Source organism: Halopseudomonas oceani (assembly GCF_963677335.1).
GTDB classification, from domain to species: Bacteria; Pseudomonadota; Gammaproteobacteria; order Pseudomonadales; family Pseudomonadaceae; genus Halopseudomonas; species Halopseudomonas oceani.
Genome location: NZ_OY781932.1, coordinates 3304497 through 3319295, shown reverse-complemented (window position 1 = coordinate 3319295; position 14799 = coordinate 3304497). Strand labels below are relative to the sequence as shown.

At 59.7% G+C, this 14799-nt stretch carries 16 protein-coding genes; 12 read left to right on the top strand and 4 right to left on the bottom strand.

Going from position 1 to position 14799, the window contains the following annotated elements:
- Nucleotides 1-304: 304 nt before the first annotated feature.
- On the top strand, nt 305-1828 hold the full coding sequence (locus ACKPCU_RS15490) for a fumarate hydratase (protein ID WP_104737875.1): 1524 nt from the start codon (nt 305-307) through the stop codon (nt 1826-1828).
- Nucleotides 1829-1871: 43 nt separating this feature from the next.
- Here ACKPCU_RS15490 and ACKPCU_RS15485 read toward each other — a convergent pair whose 3' ends face one another.
- Both ACKPCU_RS15485 and pyk read right to left on the bottom strand, forming a co-directional pair.
- Nucleotides 1872-2462: an HvfX family Cu-binding RiPP maturation protein gene (locus tag ACKPCU_RS15485; RefSeq protein ID WP_321348085.1), complete on the bottom strand. Its 591-nt coding sequence runs from the start codon at nt 2460-2462 to the stop codon at nt 1872-1874.
- 71 nt (nt 2463-2533) lie between these two features.
- Nucleotides 2534-3985, bottom strand: coding sequence for a pyruvate kinase (gene pyk, locus ACKPCU_RS15480; protein WP_321348084.1), 1452 nt, complete (start codon nt 3983-3985; stop codon nt 2534-2536).
- 100 nt (nt 3986-4085) lie between these two features.
- On the opposite strand from pyk, the gene edd reads away from it, so the two are divergent.
- The 3 genes from edd to ACKPCU_RS15465 are packed head-to-tail and all read left to right on the top strand — an operon-like array spanning nt 4086 to nt 7271.
- Complete coding sequence (edd, locus tag ACKPCU_RS15475; protein WP_321348082.1) at nt 4086-5900, top strand: phosphogluconate dehydratase; 1815 nt, start codon at nt 4086-4088, stop codon at nt 5898-5900.
- A complete protein-coding gene (gene pgl / locus ACKPCU_RS15470) occupies nt 5900-6637 on the top strand; it encodes a 6-phosphogluconolactonase (RefSeq protein ID WP_321348080.1) in 738 nt (245 codons plus the stop codon). The genes edd and pgl overlap by 1 nt, the downstream gene beginning before the upstream one ends.
- The gene (locus ACKPCU_RS15465) at nt 6621-7271 is read left to right on the top strand and encodes a bifunctional 4-hydroxy-2-oxoglutarate aldolase/2-dehydro-3-deoxy-phosphogluconate aldolase (protein WP_321348077.1); all 651 of its coding nucleotides are present in this window, start codon (nt 6621-6623) and stop codon (nt 7269-7271) included. The genes pgl and ACKPCU_RS15465 overlap by 17 nt, the downstream gene beginning before the upstream one ends.
- A gap of 19 nt (nt 7272-7290) precedes the next feature.
- Here ACKPCU_RS15465 and ACKPCU_RS15460 read toward each other — a convergent pair whose 3' ends face one another.
- Complete coding sequence (locus tag ACKPCU_RS15460; RefSeq protein WP_104737869.1) at nt 7291-8223, bottom strand: universal stress protein; 933 nt, start codon at nt 8221-8223, stop codon at nt 7291-7293.
- A 144-nt stretch (nt 8224-8367) separates the two neighbouring features.
- Here ACKPCU_RS15460 and ACKPCU_RS15455 point away from each other — a divergent pair, with 144 nt between their 5' ends.
- The 4 genes from ACKPCU_RS15455 (at nt 8368) to sbcB (ending at nt 11127) form a co-directional block, all read left to right on the top strand.
- The gene (locus tag ACKPCU_RS15455) at nt 8368-8739 is read left to right on the top strand and encodes a tetratricopeptide repeat protein (protein WP_104737868.1); all 372 of its coding nucleotides are present in this window, start codon (nt 8368-8370) and stop codon (nt 8737-8739) included.
- 78 nt (nt 8740-8817) lie between these two features.
- The gene (locus ACKPCU_RS15450) at nt 8818-9246 is read left to right on the top strand and encodes a DUF4124 domain-containing protein (protein WP_321348075.1); all 429 of its coding nucleotides are present in this window, start codon (nt 8818-8820) and stop codon (nt 9244-9246) included.
- A 1-nt stretch (nt 9247) separates the two neighbouring features.
- Nucleotides 9248-9643 (top strand): PilZ domain-containing protein, encoded by a 396-nt coding sequence (locus ACKPCU_RS15445; RefSeq protein WP_170063024.1) that lies wholly within the window; start codon nt 9248-9250, stop codon nt 9641-9643.
- 47 nt (nt 9644-9690) lie between these two features.
- Nucleotides 9691-11127, top strand: coding sequence for an exodeoxyribonuclease I (gene sbcB, locus ACKPCU_RS15440; protein ID WP_321348071.1), 1437 nt, complete (start codon nt 9691-9693; stop codon nt 11125-11127).
- A 55-nt stretch (nt 11128-11182) separates the two neighbouring features.
- On the opposite strand, the gene mvaT is transcribed toward sbcB, so the two are convergent.
- Nucleotides 11183-11557: a histone-like nucleoid-structuring protein MvaT gene (mvaT, locus tag ACKPCU_RS15435; protein ID WP_104737864.1), complete on the bottom strand. Its 375-nt coding sequence runs from the start codon at nt 11555-11557 to the stop codon at nt 11183-11185.
- Between the two features lie 338 nt (nt 11558-11895).
- Here mvaT and purU point away from each other — a divergent pair, with 338 nt between their 5' ends.
- The 4 genes from purU (at nt 11896) to ACKPCU_RS15415 (ending at nt 14749) form a co-directional block, all read left to right on the top strand.
- Nucleotides 11896-12747, top strand: coding sequence for a formyltetrahydrofolate deformylase (purU, locus tag ACKPCU_RS15430; RefSeq protein ID WP_104737863.1), 852 nt, complete (start codon nt 11896-11898; stop codon nt 12745-12747).
- Nucleotides 12748-12780: 33 nt separating this feature from the next.
- Entirely contained in the window at nt 12781-13194 is a 414-nt protein-coding gene (locus tag ACKPCU_RS15425; RefSeq protein ID WP_321348064.1) for a CBS domain-containing protein, read from the top strand.
- Nucleotides 13191-13352, top strand: coding sequence for a hypothetical protein (locus ACKPCU_RS15420; protein WP_188656483.1), 162 nt, complete (start codon nt 13191-13193; stop codon nt 13350-13352). Before ACKPCU_RS15425 ends, ACKPCU_RS15420 begins: the two co-directional genes overlap by 4 nt.
- Nucleotides 13353-13501: 149 nt before the next feature.
- A complete protein-coding gene (locus ACKPCU_RS15415) occupies nt 13502-14749 on the top strand; it encodes an HD-GYP domain-containing protein (RefSeq protein ID WP_321348061.1) in 1248 nt (415 codons plus the stop codon).
- Nucleotides 14750-14799: the final 50 nt, after the last annotated feature.

Genomic DNA, 14799 nt, shown 5'->3' with positions numbered 1-14799 from the left:
CTCTTTTTTTTGTGATGGCAATATGACGTCAATTTATCGGTTGGTGGCTGTTTTGCAAGTTCTTTTCACTTTTCCTGCCGCAACTGTGACGGCTTTCCGACTGGCAGGTCCGGACACGCGGTACTTGCCGGCCCGGCTGTCAGGGTGGAACGTAAGAGGTTGTTTCGCGCTTCCCAAGCTCAGGTATACTTGCCAGCGCATTTTTTCAGGACTGCCGGCCGTGACGTCGGTGCCTGCCTGATTCCGTGAGCCGGACCCGGGGTATGTCCAGGTCCGGCGGTCAAATAGAGGAGCCTGTCCGAGCATGGCCGTAATCAAGCAAGACGATCTGATCCAGAGCGTAGCCGACGCGCTGCAATACATTTCCTATTACCACCCGGTCGACTTCATCCAGGCAGTACACGAAGCCTATGAGCGTGAAGAGTCCAAGGCGGCGAAGGATGCCATCGCGCAGATTCTGATCAACTCCCGCATGTGCGCCACCGGTCACCGTCCGATTTGTCAGGACACCGGTATCGTCACCGTGTTCGTCAAGGTCGGCATGAACGTCAGCTGGGACGGCGCCACCATGAGCCTGGACGACATGATCAACGAAGGCGTGCGCCGCGCCTACAACAACCCGGACAACGTCCTGCGTGCCTCCATCCTGGCCGATCCGGCCGGCAAGCGCACCAACACCAAGGACAACACCCCGGCGGTCATCCACTACCAGATCGTCCCGGGCGACAAGGTAGAAGTCGATGTCGCGGCCAAGGGCGGCGGGTCCGAGAACAAGTCCAAGATGGTTATGCTCAACCCGTCCGACTCGATCGTTGACTGGGTCGTCAAGACGGTTCCGACCATGGGCGCTGGCTGGTGTCCGCCGGGCATGCTCGGTATCGGTATCGGCGGTACCGCCGAGAAGGCCGCCGTGATGGCCAAAGAAGCGCTGATGGACCCGATCGATATCCATGAACTGCGTGCCCGTGGCCCGCAGAACCGCGCCGAAGAGCTGCGTCTGGAGATCATGGACAAGGTCAACGCGCTGGGTATCGGTGCGCAAGGTCTGGGTGGTCTGACCACCGTGCTGGACATCAAAATCAAGGATTACCCGACCCATGCAGCCAGCCTGCCGGTCTGCATGATCCCCAACTGTGCTGCAACCCGTCACGCGCACTTCGTGCTCGACGGCAGTGGCCCAGCCGAGCTGAAAGCGCCGCCGATGGATGCCTACCCGGAAATCACCTGGGAAGTGGGTGACGGCGTGCGCCGCGTCAACCTCGACACGGTCACCCCGGAAGACGTGCTGAGCTGGAAGAGCGGTGAAACCGTGCTGCTGTCCGGCAAGATGCTGACCGGCCGCGACGCTGCGCACAAGCGCATGGTCGACATGCTGAACAAGGGCGAAGAGCTGCCGGTTGATCTGAAAGGCCGCTTTATCTACTACGTTGGCCCGGTTGACCCGGTACGCGACGAGGTGGTTGGACCGGCTGGCCCGACCACCGCCACGCGCATGGACAAGTTCACCCGTCAGATCCTTGAAGCGACTGGCCTGCTGGGCATGATCGGCAAGTCCGAACGCGGCCCGATTGCCATCGAAGCGATCAAGGATCACAAGGCGGTTTATCTGATGGCCGTCGGCGGTGCAGCCTACCTGGTTGCCCAGGCGATCAAGAAAGCCGATGTGATCGCCTTCCCCGAGCTGGGTATGGAAGCGATCTACGAGTTCGAAGTGCAGGACATGCCGGTTACTGTCGCGGTCGACAGCACGGGCGAATCCGCGCACATTACCGGCCCGCAGATCTGGCAGAAGAAGATTGCCGAAAGTCTGGCAGTTGAGGTCAAGTAAGACTCGCTGTGGTAACCGAAGCCCCGCCTGGTGCGGGGCTTTTTTATGCCTGCGTTCCAAGGCGGCGCGTAAGCCAGTAATCGATGCTCACCCAGCGTCCGGCGCCGGTGAAGAACAGGCTCAACAGCATCACGAAGTAGGTGGCCGCGAATTCAATACCGTTGTTGAGGATGACCAGACGTCCGCTGCTGGTCAGCCAGTCGTAGTTGCCATGCTCTTGGAGCAGCGCACGAGCACGTGCCAGTTTTGCGGCAGATTCCTGAACCCGCTCGTTGGCAAATAGTGAACTCGGGTCGGCGATGGCTTGCCAGCCGTACGGCCAGTGCACGGTAAACAGGGCTACCAGCATGGTGATCATGAGCGGGATGCTGATCCAGCGAACAGCCAGCCCGGTCAGAAGCAGGATTGTTCCCACCAGCTCGGTCAGTGTCGCCAGCCATGCCATCAGGGCGGGTAGGGGTAAGCCGAGGCCGACATCGAACCAGTCGATGGTCGCATCCATGTGCGCGAGCTTGCGGCTGCCGGCCATCCACATGACGGGCGCGAGGTACAGGCGAATGAGGAGCGGTGCGAAAAAATCGAGGGTACGGCAGGTATCAAGCGCGTGTTGTGCGCGATAAAACAGTGTTGGCATGCATCGAGTCCTTTAGCGAGACGGCGCCGAAGGCGCCGAACTGGCTAAAGGACGCGCGATGGCCAGTGGTGTTACACCAATCGCTCACCGACATGCAGCAGCTTCATCGAGTTGGTGCCACCGCGGGAGTTGTAGACATCTCCCTTGGTCAGGATGACCCAGTCGCCAGGCTGCACGTGACCGGCCTGCAGCAGACAGTTCACGGCGGCCTGGTTGATGTCGCTGGCTGCCATTTCCGCCGGGTTGAAGCGGATCGCCTGCACGCCACGCATCAACGAAACCCGACCCAGCGTCTGGCTGTTCGGTGACAGGGCGAAGATCGGCAGATGTGAGCGGATACGCGACATGATCAGCGGGGTGTAGCCGCTTTCGGTCAGGGTGATGATGGCCGTGACGCCAGGGAAGTGGTTGCCAGCGTACATGGCGGCCAGGGCGATGGTTTCATCGCAGCGTTCGAACTCCTGATACAGCCGATGGCCGGAACGCTTGCTGACCGGCTGACGCTCTGCGCCGCGGCAAACCCTGTCCATTGCTTCTACGGCTTCAACCGGGTAGCTGCCGGCGGCGGTTTCGGCCGACAGCATGACTGCATCGGTGTAATCCAGTGCGGCGTTGGCGACGTCGGAGACTTCTGCGCGGGTCGGCAGAGGACTGGTGATCATCGACTCCATCATCTGGGTGGCGGTGATTACCGTCTTGTTCTGCTTACGCGCACGGCTGATGATGTGTTTTTGAATGCCGACCAGCTCGGCATCGCCGATTTCTACACCTAGGTCGCCACGCGCCACCATGACTGCATCACTGGCCTGGATCAGGCCATCGAGTGCCACATCGTCGGCAACGGCTTCGGCGCGTTCGATCTTGGCGACCAGCCAGGCGTCGGATTCAGCGTCACGCAGCAGTTTGCGGGCCAGTTCCATATCGGCCGCGTCGCGCGGGAACGATACGGCGACATATTCCATCTGCAGCTCTGCTGCAAGGTTAATGTCGGCGCGGTCCTTGTCGGTCAGAGCAGGAGCCGACAGCCCACCACCCCGGCGGTTGATACCCTTGTTGTTCGATAACGGGCCGCCGGTGGTGACCTTGCAACGCACTTCGTCACGGCCAACGCTCTCGACCAGCAGGACGACGCGGCCGTCATCCAGCAACAACTCGTCGCCAGCGCGGCAATCTTCTACCAGCGCGGGGTAGTCGAGCCCGACGATGTCCTGGGTGCCGTCGTTCAGGCCATGGCTGGTGGAGAGCCGGAAGTGGTCACCGACATCCAGCTTGATTGGGCCCTCGGCAAAACGGCCGATACGGATCTTCGGACCTTGCAGGTCACCCAGCAGGGCAACATGCTGGCCTTGTTCCGCGGCGATGTCGCGAACCAGTCGTGCGCGCTGACGATGTTCATCGGCACTGCCGTGGGAGAAGTTGAGGCGGGCGACGTTCATCCCGGCCTTGATCAGTTCGGCGATTTTTTCCGGGCTGCTGCTGGCCGGTCCAAGGGTGGCGACAATCTTTGTACGACGCAACGACATGCAGGGGTCCTTGTGCGGCTGGGTTGGGGGAGGGCCATACAATAGACCATAATGCCGTCTGACGGATAGGCATTGTGACCAGTAGGTCAGGAGAGACGGGATGCACACAGTGGTTAGTCAGGTGACCGAACGTCTGAGAGCGCGCAGCGCGCGTTCCAGGGCGGCTTATCTGGCGCAGATGGATAATGCCCCGGCCGGCCGACAGGGTCTTTCCTGCGGTAATCTGGCTCATGGAATGGCTGCCTGCTCGGCCCAGGACAAGCAGCGTCTGAAGCTGCCGGACGAGGTCAACATCGGCATCGTCACGGCCTATAACGACATGCTCTCGGCGCACCAGCCGTACGAGCGTTACCCCGATTTTTTGCGTCAGCATCTGCGTCGCCTGGGTGCGACCGGCCAGGTGGCTGGCGGTGTACCGGCGATGTGTGATGGGGTGACCCAGGGTGAACCCGGCATGGAGTTGTCGTTGGTCAGTCGTGATGTGATTGCCATGTCGACTGCTATCGCGCTGTCTCACAATATGTTCAATGCCACCTTGTGCCTGGGCATCTGCGACAAGATTGTTCCGGGTCTGCTGATGGGCGCACTGCGTTTCGGTCATCTGCCGACGGTATTTGTCCCCTCGGGGCCGATGCCCAGTGGTTTGCCCAATAGTGAAAAGGCGCGCATACGGCAGCTCTATGCCGAGGGCAAGGTGGACCGCCAAGCGCTGTTGGCAGCGGAGAGCGCGTCCTACCATGGTCCGGGGACCTGTACCTTCTACGGCACTGCCAATACCAATCAGATGTTGCTTGAGGCGATGGGGCTGCAGTTGCCGGGCGCCTCCTTTGTCGCGCCTGATACCGAGCTGCGTGATGCGCTGACCAGAGAGGCCGCAGCGGCAGCCGTGCGGCTCGCCGGGGAAGGCAAGGTGCGGCTGGCCGAGGTGCTGGATGAGCGCGCGCTGATCAATGCGGTGGTGATGCTGCTGGCCACCGGCGGATCAACCAATCTGACGTTGCACCTGGTTGCCATTGGTCAGGCAGCCGGCCTGCAGCTCGATTGGGATGACATGGCGTCGTTGTCGCATGTTGTGCCGACGCTGGCGCACATTTACCCCAGTGGCAAGGCTGACATCAATCAGTTTCAAGCTGCCGGTGGCACTGCGTTTCTGTTTCGGGAGTTGTTGACGGCGGGCTTGCTGCACGCCGATGTGCAGACCGTTGCGGGCCCGGGCCTTGCGCGTTACACCCAGGAGCCGGTGCTGCAAGATGGCAAGCTGATCTGGCGTGAGGGTGTCGCCGCCAGTCTCGATGAGCAGGTGCTGCGCGGGGTCGATCAGCCCTTTGCCGCCGATAGCGGCTTGCGGCTGATCAGCGGCTCGCTGGGGCGGGGGGTGGTCAAGGTGTCGGCGGTGGCCGAGCCGCACCGCCAGGTCACTGCTGTATGCCGGGTATTCGATAGCCAGGCAGATTTTGTCAGTGCCTTCGAGGCCGGTCAGCTGACCGGAGATCTCATCGCGGTGGTGCGCTTTCAGGGCCCGGCGGCCAACGGGATGCCGGAGTTGCACCGTTTGATGCCTTATCTGGGAGTAATGCAGGATCGTGGACAGCGGGTCGCGCTGGTGACCGACGGACGCTTGTCCGGCGCCTCCGGGAAAGTGCCCGCAGCCATTCACCTTTGTCCGGAAGCTCTGCACGGTGGTTCGATAGCAAGGCTGCGGGACGGGGATATGCTCAGTCTGGATGCGGATGCCGGCACGCTGGTGCTAGTTGACCCTGCCGCCGACTGGCAAGGACGCCCGTTGGCAGCGCCGCCTGAGCAAGTGCGCCGGGGCTGGGGACGCGAATTGTTTGCCTTTATGCGCGCCGAAGCGAGCCCGGCGGATCAGGGTGGCAGCGTTTTCACTGCCAGTCTGCGCGCGGCGGATCAATAGTGCCCGTTATTGAGGCGCTGCTCGCCGAGCGGGGCGTCACGCTGAGGCGTGCGTACGACTCGACGCAGCAGGCTGAGCAATTGGCTGCGGTCGTCGCTGAGCGGCTGGGTATGGCCATCGCTGCGCGAGGGCAGGCGACGCTGGCGTTGTCGGGCGGGCGCAGTCCGATCCCGTTTCTGCGAGCGCTGGCACGTCATGTGCTTGACTGGTCTCGGGTTCGCCTGACGCTGGTTGATGAGCGCTGGGTACCGGAGTACGACCAGCAGAGCAATGCCGGCCTGTTGCGTCGTTGCCTGGCGCCGGTGTTTGATCAGACCCAGTGGTTGTCGCTGTACCGAGGTGTGTCGCCGCAGCACGATGCCGTGCAGGCTGGTGCGGAACTGGCAGACTGGTTGCCGCTGGATGTGGTGGTGCTGGGTATGGGGGTTGACGGCCACACGGCCTCGTTGTTTCCGCATGCGGCGCAGTTGACGCAGTGGTTGGCAGCGGATTGCCCCGATCTTTGCGTCGCCAGTCAGGCCAGCGATGGCTCGCCGAGGTTGACCATGACCGGGCGTGCGCTAAACTCCGCGCGGTTTCGGTTGCTGTCGATCAGCGGCGCTGCCAAGTTGCGGACGCTATGCACGGCACTCGAAGAGAATCAGGTTATGCGCTGGCCGATCAGCGCTGTAGTGCGCGCCCCGATGGAAATTTACTACTGCCCGGATGATACTCAGCCCAATGACGTCACTGACTGATAAAACGCGAACGCTGGATGCCCTGTTCAGTCGCACCCGCCTGCTGCCGTTGCTGAATATCGAGCGGCTTGACGACGTCTTGCCGTTGGCTGATGCCTTGGCAGAGGGTGGGGTGAATACTCTGGAGATTACCCTGCGCACGGCGCTGGGGATTGAGGCGATCGCGCTGCTGCGCGCAGAGCGCCCGGCATTGACCATAGGGGCAGGCACTGTGCTCGGGGCAGAGCAGTATCAGGCGGTGCTGGCGGCCGGAGCTCAATTTGTGGTGACGCCGGGCTGCACCGACGAGTTGCTGCAGTGCGGGCTGGACGGACCGGTACCGTTGCTGCCGGGGATCGCCACAGCATCCGAATTGATGGTCGGTTATCGCCTTGGCTATCGCCGCTTCAAGCTGTTTCCCGCACACATTATCGGTGGTGTGGGCTTGCTCAAGGCATTTTCAGGGCCGTTCAAGGATGCCCGTTTCTGCCCGACAGGCGGCGTCTCGCAGGACAACCTGGCTGCGTACCTGGCGCTGTCCAACGTGATGGCGGTCGGAGGCAGCTGGATTGCCCCGGCCGAACTGATCGCGCAGCAACACTGGGGCGAGATTACCGCTCTCGCCCACGCTGCGGGACAGGTCGGCAGCGCCTGAGGCAACTGCCGCTGTCAGGTCAGGGCTTGCTTGGGTCGACGAAACCGTCGGGTTTGATCACCAGCACGTCACACGGTACCAGATCAAGCAGGCGTTCTGCGGTATGGCCGATCAGCGCGCTGTCCAGTCGCGAGCGCGATACTGCGCCCATGATCAGCAGGTCAATGTTCTCTTTTTCCAGAAAACCGGGCAGGGCTTCCTCCGGATCGCCTTCAAGCAGGTGGGTCTCGGCACCCTCGGCGGGCGAGCGTGCCAGCAGCTGGCTGAACGCCGTTGCGTGGTGCTGCTTCACGTCCTGCGCGTACCCTTCATAATCGGCAATCACACTGGCATCGAATACCATGGTCCGGGGCAGCGGGGTGTAGCAATGGACCAGATCGATCCCGGCGCCCAGTTGTTTGCCCAGGCTGGCGCCACAGGCGATCAGCTTCTGATCCAGCGCGGCGGGTTTGTCTGCACTGTGCAGGGGGTCAACACTGGCGCACAGGCGTTTGATGGTCTTGTCTCCGCGCTTGACCAGCCACAGTGGTGCCTCACAGTAACGAATTAACTGCCAGTCGGAGCTGGTTAGCAGCAGGCGCTTGAAAACGTTGTGATGGCGGGTGGCCTTGAGTACCAGATCGGGTTTGAGCGTGCTCACTTCACGCAGCACATGACGGTCGAGCCGTTTGCCCCAGATTGCCTTGGTTTCGACCGCGGTGCCCTTTGCCCGCAGCGGGGCTGCCAGTTCTTCAAGGTACTCACGGTGATGGGCGAGCAGCGATTCGCGGGCCTTTTCCAGGGCCGCAGACTCGAACAGCAGGCCGCCATCGAGCGCCGGGATGTAGTCACAGATCATCAGGGTAAGCTGTGCACCCGGGAATTGTCCGAGCAGTGACGTTGCCCTGTCCAGCGCGGGTTGCTGTTGTTCACGGGTGGGGTCGATCACCACCAGCAGGTTCTTGATATTCATGCAACTGACTCCTGTTGTCGAAGTGACTCCGTAGCTACTCAGCCTAAAACAAACCGCGCCGTTTTACACTGACGTGTATCAAACGCCGAAAGGCTGAAGAATTGGCGTGGCGTGCCGATACAGAGCCATTCTCCGGAGGAAGACATGAACAAGTTCTGGTTGTTGCCGATTGCCGCCATGCTGCTGAGTGGCTGCGGTGCGAGTGGCTACAAGAGGCATTTGGACAACGCCTACGAGGCTTACGCTGATGGTGACTGCGCGCAGGTCATTACTGAGCTGTCGCGGACCGAGCGCCTGATTCGCTCGCGTCCCTATCTGCAGCCCGAGATTTCGTTGCTGAGAGGGCAGTGTCTGGAGCGACAGGGATTCTATCTGGATGCAATCCAGATATACCGGTTTATGCTCGATACCCACCCCAAGAGCGAATACAGCTATCGGGCTGCTGCGCGGCTTGAAACCTTGCGTCAGCTTGGGCATTACGATCCTGAACGGCCCATACCACCGGTCGCAGACTGACCTGGGCGGTGTTGCCTGAGCTTGGCGAGGTAGTGGCAGTCCGCTATTCTCAAGAACCCGTCTGCGCAGGGAACGTCAATGATTTACCTCAAGCTGCTCATAGCTGCACTTGTCTTCTGCAGCTTTCAGGCACATGCCCAGATCTACCGTTGGGTGGATGCTGACGGACAGGTGCATTTTGAGCAACGGCCACGACCTGGTGCCGATGAGGTTGAGGTTCGTCCGCAGGTAATCGAGCGTGACGAGCGGGTACGCCAGGGCGAAGCGTCAATGGAGCGGCTGGCGGAAATCCGGGCGCAGGAGCGTCAGCAACAGCAGGATCTGCAGGCGCAGCGCCAGCAGCAGCGTCTGAGGCGGTGTCAGGATCTTCGCGAGCGGCTCGCCAAGTTTGAGCTGCGCGCTTACTGGTACGAGGAGGATGCTGACGGTAATCGGGTCGAAGTGTCCAGGGCGCGATTGGAGGAGGCTGAAGCCTCTTTGCGGCAACAAATCGCGGAGCAGTGCTGATATGCATGTCATTCCGGATTCCAACCAGGGGCCTTCGATTGAGCAGCGGCGTATCCCGCGGCACCATTTGAGCGCCTACCTCTGTGTTTACAACAGTCGGAACGGACGGCCGATTGGTTACATCGGCAATATCTCCCGTGATGGCATCATGCTGATCTGCTCGCTGCCGGTCATGCTCAATCAGGAATACGACCTCGAACTGCAGCTACCTGATCTGGACGATCCGCTTGGATCGCAGCGACTGGTATTTCGAGCGCGCAGTCACTGGTGTCGGGCGGACGTTACGCCGGGTCATTATGATTGCGGATTCAGTGTGATAGCCAATCGCGAGGCCTTTGCCGGATTGGCGCACGCGTTGCAACGCTACTTCCGCTTTGGCCAATTGGCGGATGCCTGACGCCAGTCATTGCGGTAACCTGCCCCTTTGATCGTGGTGAGGGGCGCATGAGCAAGAGCTTTTTCTGGTACGACTTTGAGTCAACCGGCATTGATCCCAGGCGGGATCGCCCGGTTCAGGTGGCGGGTGTGCGCACCAACGAAGCCTTGGAGGAAATCGGCGAGCCGCTGTGCATTGATGCCCGTCTGTCTCCTGATGTGCTGCCACACCCCCAGGCCTGCCTGGTCACTGGCATCAGTCCGCAGCGTCTGGAGCAGGGGCTGGGGGAAGCCGAGTTCATGCATCAACTGCACGAGCAGATGATTCAACCCGGCACTTGCTCAGTCGGCTATAACAGCCTGCGCTTTGATGACGAGATGACTCGGTTCTCGTTATATCGCAACTTTTACGACCCCTACGCGCGCGAATGGCAGGGCGGCAACAGTCGCTGGGATCTGTTGGATGGTCTGCGTGCGGCGCATGCGCTGCGTCCGGATGGGATCGAGTGGCCGCAGGTTGACGGCTTCACCAGTCTGCGACTTGAGCTGCTGACCGCAGCCAATGGCATTGATCATGGTCAGGCGCACGACGCGCTGGCGGATGTGCGGGCAACCATCGCTATGGCGCGGCTGTTCAGGCAGGCCCAGCCAAAACTCTATGACTATTTGCTGGGCTTGCGGGACAAGCGGCGCGCGGCGGAGTTTATCGATTTGCAACGGGTACGCCCGCTGGTACACGTGTCCGGGCGGTTTGGCCGTGAGCGCCGCGGGTTGGCGCTGGTTTTACCGCTGGGTTGGCATCCGGTCAATCGCAATGCGGTCATCGTCTACGACCTGGCTGCTGATCCGGCGGTGCTGACGGATCAATCCCCCGAACAGGTTCGCCAGTTTCTGTACACCCGGACTGAAGATCTCCCCGAGGGGCAGGCTCGTCCGGGGCTGAAGCTGGTTCACCTGAACAAATGCCCGGTATTGGCCGATACCAAGGTGCTGCAGGCTGCCGACATTGAACGTCTGCAGCTGGATATGCCGGCGCTGCTGGCGAACGCGCAGCGGCTGGCGGACTGGCGCACCGGTGGGCAGGCTGCGCTAGCCGAGATTTATGCGGAGCAACATCCCCAGAATGGGGTGGAGCAGGAGGCCGAGGTTCAGCTGTACGACGGGTTTCTCTCTGATGCCGACCGGCGTTTGCTGCCGGCGATCCGCGAGGCCGATGGTGCCGCGCTTGGCAGTATGCGCTGGCCGCTGCGTGACCAGCGGCTGGTCGACATGCTATTTCGTTATCGGGCGCGCAATTTCCCCGATAGCCTGTCTGCGCCTGAACAGCAGCAGTGGCTGGCCTATTGTCGAGCGCGCCTGAGTGGCGAGCAGATCGGTGTGCTGAGCCTGGGTGAATTTCTGGCCAGTATTGATGTGCTGCTGCCGGACATCTCGGTGGATCAGCAGCAGTTACTGCTGAGCTGGCGCGACTACGGCGCCAAGTTGGCTGTGCAGCTTGGTCTGTAATTGCCGGACATAAAAAAACCGATGCCAAGCATCGGTTTTTTTATGTCGCTGAAGCTTAGCCCAGGATAGTAACCCAAGACTCGACGGTGTCACCGCCGTATTGTTCCTTCCACGCTTTCAGGGTCTTGTGGTTGCCGCCCTTGGTTTCGATTACTTCACCGGTGTGCGGGTTCTTGTATTGCTTAACCTTGCGCGCGCGCTTGGTACCGGTGGCCGCGCTTTTGCTCTTGCCTGCGCCCAGCTTGTTGTCCGGGTCGAGGATGGCAGTGATGTCTTTCAGGGACTTGTTGTACTGGCCCATCAGGCTACGCAGTTTTTCTTCGAACTCAATTTCCTTTTTCAGCTTTTCATCATTGGAAAGCGAGTTCAGGCGATCTTTGAGTTCGCGAATCTGTTCTTCGATATGGCGATATTCTTGCAACATTGACATGAAGTTAATCCTAGCTGGGAGTTGAGATAATCAAGACTGTTGAATAATAGTTTAAGACTAAAAAACGTACAACAAGTTATCTTGGATAACTAACGAATTAATCGTGTAGTTACGGGGTGTGTGTACTGTTTCGTCAGACTGATGGTCAAGTTTCCGTTGACAGTAATGAGATAATGGCGGCGCAATCGGGCGATTGACGCCTTGTTGACATAATCCTTCGCTCTGCTGGTCTGTTTGTGGCTGCGCAGTCATGACGCAGCGGGTAAAATGCCGCAGCCCTGCGGCCATTCCTGGTCTGTCATCGATGCGGGGCAAGTTGCTTATACACAGGAGAGAAAATGCGTACTTTCAGGCTGGTAATCGCGTGCCCCGACCGTGTCGGGATTGTTGCCAAGGTCAGTAATGTTCTGGCGACCTATAACGGCTGGATTACCGAAGCCAATCATCACTCGGACAATCTCTCCGGCTGGTTCTTCATGCGTCACGAGATTCGTGCTGATTCTCTGCCGTTTGACCTTGAAGGGCTGCGCACCGCCTTTGCTCCGATCGGTGAAGAATTTCAGATGGATTGGCGAGTGAGCGACTCTGCAATACGCAAGAAAGTGGTCTTGATGGCAAGTCGGGAGTCGCATTGCCTGGCAGACTTGTTGCACCGTTGGCACAGCGGAGAACTGGATTGCGACATTACCAGTGTTATCTCCAATCATGATGACCTGCGCAGTATGGTTGAGTGGCATGGGATTCCCTTCCACCATGTTCCGGTTGACCCCAAGGATAAGGAACCAGCCTTTGCCGAAGTTACCCGGCTGATTGAGGAACAACAGGCCGAGTGTATAGTACTGGCGCGTTACATGCAGATTCTGCCGCCGCAATTGTGCGAGCGTTATGCCCACAAGATCATCAATATTCACCACAGTTTTCTGCCGTCCTTCGTCGGGGCCCGGCCCTATCACCAGGCGGCCCAGCGCGGGGTGAAGCTGATTGGTGCCACCTGCCATTATGTGACTGAAGAGCTGGATGCTGGCCCGATTATCGAGCAGGACGTAGTCCGGATCACCCACCGCAACAATGCCGACGATATGGTGCGTTTGGGCAAGGACGTCGAGAAAATGGTGCTTTCGCGGGGGCTGCGCTACCACCTTGAAGATCGGGTACTGGTACATGACAACAAGACGGTCGTGTTCAGCTAAGCTGTAAGGGGAGAAACCCGAGCAGGAGGCTGTATGCTGAAATCCGTTAAAGTGCGTGACTATATGACCACGGACCTGGTCACCTTTACTCCGGACATGGATTTGTTCCGGGCGATCGACAAGCTGCTGATGCATCGCATTTCCGGTGCACCGGTTCTGGATGAAAACGGTTATCTGATCGGGTTGCTGTCGGAAGGTGATTGCCTCAAAGGCATTCTTGCCGGCAGCTATTTTGAAGAGGCAGGCGGTAGCGTTGCGTCGGTCATGACCACGGTAGTGGAGACGATCGATGCCGATGCGGACATCGTCAAGGCGGCAGAGCACTTCATAACCCAGCGGCGCCGGCGCTTGCCGGTAGTTGATGAGGGGCAGCTCGTTGGGCAAATCAGTCGCCGGGATATTCTGCGGGCGATGCAAACCTACAATCAGCATGCCGCACCCAAATGATGGACGATGACGATGACCTGATACTCAGTCCGCTTGATGCCGGGGCTGCGGGGTTGCCGCCCTCACGGGGAGAGGGATGTCTGGCGCGCTTTGATCCGGATGAACTCACCGACGAGATGGGCGCTGACTTCGGCTCGCTGTTTCAACTTGAGGAGTAATGTCAGACCTTGGGCTTGCTGGCGGCAGGCTCAATCGAATGGCATAGTGTCATCATTCGGTATCGCACGGCCCGGTGTTTCGGGCCTGTTTGATACTGCTGTTCAGCAGGGAGCGCGACTGTCTTGATCCTTGGGGGCCGCAACTAGCAATGCTGAAAAAGATTCCTACCCAATCTCTGCGTGTCGGCATGTTTGTCGAAAAATTCTGTGGCTCCTGGTTGCAGCATCCGTTCTGGAGCAAGACGGTGCTGATTGAGGATGTGCGCACGCTTAATACCATTCTGCAAAGCTCGGTTACCGAAGTTGTCATTGATGTCAGCAAGGGGCTGGATGTTGAGGCTGCGCCGTTGCTCAATAACTCCGGGGCAGCGGAGGCACCGTCTGAGGTGGAGGTTGCCGTGGCTGAAGTCGAGGCTGCCAGTGCCGCCGCAAGTCTGCCGGGCGATAAGGTGCACAAGGCCTCGATGGCCGATGAGATAAAGCGAGCCCAGCAGATATTTCGTAAGGGTAAGCAGGCGGTCAAGGAAATGTTCAAGGATGTGCGCCTGGGCAAGGCCGTTGAGACCGAGGGTTTGCAGCAACTGGTAAATGAGATAAACCTGTCACTCAGCCGCAACCCGCAGGCCCTGATCAGCGTGGCACGTATCAAGTCTAAGGATGAATACACTTACCTGCATTCGGTCGCGGTGGCCGCCCTGATGGTTGGCATGGCGCGGCTTTGCGATATGACTGAAGAGCAGGTACTTGAGGCCGGAATGGCCGGTCTGCTGCACGACATGGGCAAGGCCGTCATGCCTGAAGCGGTGTTGAACAAGCCGGGTAAGTTGACGGATGAAGAGTTTGCCATCATGCGCTCTCATCCGGCCGAAGGGCATAAGTTGCTGCTGGAATGGGCCGGTGTGCCTGAGGCGGTGCTGGATGTGTGCCTGCATCACCATGAAAAAATAGACGGCACCGGCTATCCCGAGCGGCTGGCTGGGGAGAACATTTCCCTGTTGGCGCGCATGGGCGCGATCTGTGACGTCTACGACGCGATTACTTCAAACCGCCCTTACAAGGCGGGCTGGGACCCTGCTGAGTCGCTTAGTCGTATGGCCAGTTGGCAGGGGCATTTTGACCCGGTTTTGTTCAAGCTGTTTGTCCGCATGCTGGGGATCTACCCGGTTGGCTCCCTTGTGCGGCTTGAGTCCGAGCGTTTGGGGGTGGTTGTGGAGCAGAGCTGCAACTCGCTACTCACTCCCAAAATCAGTGTGTTTTACTCTGTTCGTTTGAAGCAGGCATTGCCGGTTACCCTGATCGATCTGGCGGATGAGCATGAGTCGGATCGAATCATCGGTCGTGAAAGCCCGGAGGACTGGCCGTTCAAGCAGCTGGACCAGCTTTGGCTGCCCACCTGAATGCAAGGCTGAAAAAAAACCGCCCATTGGGCGGTTTTTTTGTTTGCGGC

Bases quoted from the DNA above. Each gene is read 5' to 3' on its own strand.
- ACKPCU_RS15415 (WP_321348061.1), top strand. From the start codon at position 13,502: ATGCTGAAAAAGATTCCTACCCAATCTCTGCGTGTCGGCATGTTTGTC.
- ACKPCU_RS15455 (WP_104737868.1), top strand. From the start codon at position 8,368: ATGAACAAGTTCTGGTTGTTGCCGATTGCCGCCATGCTGCTGAGTGGC.
- ACKPCU_RS15485 (WP_321348085.1), bottom strand. From the start codon at position 2,462: ATGCCAACACTGTTTTATCGCGCACAACACGCGCTTGATACCTGCCGT.
- pyk (WP_321348084.1), bottom strand. From the start codon at position 3,985: ATGTCGTTGCGTCGTACAAAGATTGTCGCCACCCTTGGACCGGCCAGC.
- mvaT (WP_104737864.1), bottom strand. From the start codon at position 11,557: ATGTCAATGTTGCAAGAATATCGCCATATCGAAGAACAGATTCGCGAA.
- ACKPCU_RS15460 (WP_104737869.1), bottom strand. From the start codon at position 8,223: ATGAATATCAAGAACCTGCTGGTGGTGATCGACCCCACCCGTGAACAA.
- sbcB (WP_321348071.1), top strand. From the start codon at position 9,691: ATGAGCAAGAGCTTTTTCTGGTACGACTTTGAGTCAACCGGCATTGAT.
- ACKPCU_RS15420 (WP_188656483.1), top strand. From the start codon at position 13,191: ATGATGGACGATGACGATGACCTGATACTCAGTCCGCTTGATGCCGGG.
- ACKPCU_RS15445 (WP_170063024.1), top strand. From the start codon at position 9,248: ATGCATGTCATTCCGGATTCCAACCAGGGGCCTTCGATTGAGCAGCGG.
- edd (WP_321348082.1), top strand. From the start codon at position 4,086: ATGCACACAGTGGTTAGTCAGGTGACCGAACGTCTGAGAGCGCGCAGC.
- ACKPCU_RS15425 (WP_321348064.1), top strand. From the start codon at position 12,781: ATGCTGAAATCCGTTAAAGTGCGTGACTATATGACCACGGACCTGGTC.
- ACKPCU_RS15465 (WP_321348077.1), top strand. From the start codon at position 6,621: ATGACGTCACTGACTGATAAAACGCGAACGCTGGATGCCCTGTTCAGT.
- ACKPCU_RS15490 (WP_104737875.1), top strand. From the start codon at position 305: ATGGCCGTAATCAAGCAAGACGATCTGATCCAGAGCGTAGCCGACGCG.
- ACKPCU_RS15450 (WP_321348075.1), top strand. From the start codon at position 8,818: ATGATTTACCTCAAGCTGCTCATAGCTGCACTTGTCTTCTGCAGCTTT.
- purU (WP_104737863.1), top strand. From the start codon at position 11,896: ATGCGTACTTTCAGGCTGGTAATCGCGTGCCCCGACCGTGTCGGGATT.